A 2,117-nucleotide genomic window follows, 5' to 3' on the forward strand; every position below is an offset into this window, starting at 1 on the left:
CCCGTGCACGCGGCCACCGCCCCCGGCAGTGCGGCGGGATCGAACCCGCGCGTCACGTCCATCACCACCGGCTCGTGACCGGCTCGCAGGCTGCGCAGGACCACCTGGAGGCCTGCGATGTGGTGCGCGGGCAACGCGAGCAGCCAGCGCCCCGGCCCGCCGAGTAACGCGTCGGTGGCGGAGGCCGACGCGGCCAACGCGGCGGCGGACAGCATCGCTCCCTTGGGAGTGCCCGTCGAGCCGGAGGTGCTCACCACCAGAGCCGCCCGGTCGTCGATCGGTTCGTCGGGGTGCATGGCGCCGACGAGCAGACGCATCCGGGCGGGGTCGTCGGACGGGACGGGTAGCAGCGCGGGGCCACGGTCGGCCAGGAGCTGCTCGAACGTGGGGAACAGGGCGGTGACGGCCACGCCGCCGGGGACGGGCAGGGTGCGCAGGTCGCGGGTAACGGGCATGGACCGGACCGGCGCCGTCAGTAGTAGTAGGGGAAGTCGTCCCAGTTCGGGTCGCGCTTCTCCAGGAACGCGTCGCGCCCCTCCACCGCCTCGTCGGTCATGTACGCCAGTCGTGTGGCCTCGCCGGCGAACACCTGCTGACCCATCAGGCCGTCGTCGGTGAGGTTGAACGCGAACTTGAGCATCCGCTGCGCGGTGGGCGACTTGCCGTTGATCTGTCGCGCCCACTCGATCGCGGTGTTCTCGAGCTCGGCGTGGTCGACGACCCGGTTGACCGCGCCCATCTGGAACATCTCCTCGGCCGTGTACGCCTGACCCAGGAAGAAGATCTCGCGCGCGAACTTCTGGCCCACCTGCTTGGCCAGGTACGCGCTGCCGTAGCCGGCGTCGAAGGACCCCACGTCGGCGTCGGTCTGCTTGAACCGGGCGTGCTCGCGGGAGGCCAGGGTCAGGTCGCTCACCACGTGAAGCGAGTGCCCGCCGCCGGCCGCCCAGCCGTTGACCAGGCAGATCACCACCTTGGGCATGGTGCGGATGAGCCGCTGCACCTCCAGGATGTGCAGCCGGCCGCCCTCGGCCTTGACCCGGGCCTCGTCGACCTTGTCGGCGGTCGCGCCGGCCACGTCCGAGTCGTGTTCCGTGGAGTACTGGTAGCCGGACCGGCCGCGGATCCGCTGGTCGCCGCCGGAACAGAACGCCCAGCCGCCGTCCTTGGCGCTCGGCCCGTTGCCCGTGAACAGCACGGTGCCCACGTCGGGGGAGCGGCGGGCGTGGTCGAACACCCGGTACAGCTCGTCCACGGTGTGCGGCCGGAAGGCGTTACGCACCTCGGGGCGGTCGAAGGCGATCCGCACGATCCCGTCGGCCCGGCCCTCGCCCACGTGGCGGTGGTAGGTCAGGTCCGTGAGGTCCTCCCCGTTCCGGAAGCCCTCGACCTCCCGCCACTGCGTCGGATCGAACGGGTTCCCGGTCTCGCCCTGCGCTGCGCTGCTCTCGGTCATGGGTTCGACGTTAGCGTGGAGGCATGACATCCGTACCGGGCCCCGAGTCGATCGACGATCTGCTCGCCCGCGTCCACGTGGTGGCCCTGCCGATGCGGGTGCGGTTCCGCGGCGTCACCGAGCGGGAGGTGGCGTTGATCGAGGGGCCGGCGGGGTGGGGTGAGTTCGGCGCCTTCCCCGAGTACGACGACCCCGAGGCCGCCCACTGGCTTCGCTCCGCCCTGGAGATGGCGTGGCAGGGTCCGCCGCCGGCCCTGCGGTCGCGGGTCGCCGTCAACGCCACGGTCCCGGCGGTCTCCGCGGGCGAGGTGGCCGGGATCCTCGACCGCTTCCCCGGGTGCACCACGGTCAAGATCAAGGTCGCGGAATCCGGGCAGCAGCTCGTCGACGACGTCGCCCGGGTCGCCGCGGTCCTGCAGGCCCGCCCCGACGCCCGCATCCGGGTGGACGCCAACGGGGCCTGGACGGTCGCCGAGGCCGCTCATGCCGTGCGGGTGCTGGACCAGGCTGTCCGCGCGGTCGACGCCACCCGCGCACCGGGCACTGGGCCGGTCTCCCTCGACGGCCAGGGCCTGGAGTACGTCGAGCAGCCGTGCGCCACCGTGGAGGAGCTCGTGCGACTGCGGGCCCGGCTGGCCGCGGACGGGGTGCACGTGGACGT

At 72.6% G+C, this 2,117-nt stretch carries 3 protein-coding genes; 1 reads left to right on the forward strand and 2 read right to left on the reverse strand.

The window, feature by feature from the left end; genetic code table 11:
* The coding region (locus G6022_RS13125; RefSeq protein ID WP_182691721.1) for an AMP-binding protein at positions 1 to 455 on the reverse strand (455 nt) is incomplete at its 3' end.
* 17 nt (positions 456 to 472) lie between these two features.
* The gene (locus tag G6022_RS13130; RefSeq protein WP_182610820.1) at positions 473 to 1,456 is read right to left on the reverse strand and encodes a 1,4-dihydroxy-2-naphthoyl-CoA synthase; all 984 of its coding nucleotides are present in this window, start codon (positions 1,454 to 1,456) and stop codon (positions 473 to 475) included.
* Between the two features lie 23 nt (positions 1,457 to 1,479).
* Here G6022_RS13130 and G6022_RS13135 point away from each other — a divergent pair.
* Positions 1,480 to 2,117, forward strand: a 638-nt coding sequence (locus G6022_RS13135) for an enolase C-terminal domain-like protein (RefSeq protein WP_277819500.1), incomplete at its 3' end; no start/stop codon positions are given.

Source organism: Dietzia sp. Cai40 (assembly GCF_014145165.1).
GTDB lineage: Bacteria > Actinomycetota > Actinomycetes > Mycobacteriales > Mycobacteriaceae > Dietzia > Dietzia natronolimnaea.

Excerpts from the sequence above, each read along its gene's own strand:
- G6022_RS13130 (WP_182610820.1), bottom strand. The coding sequence starts at position 1,456 with ATGACCGAGAGCAGCGCAGCGCAGGGCGAGACCGGGAACCCGTTCGAT.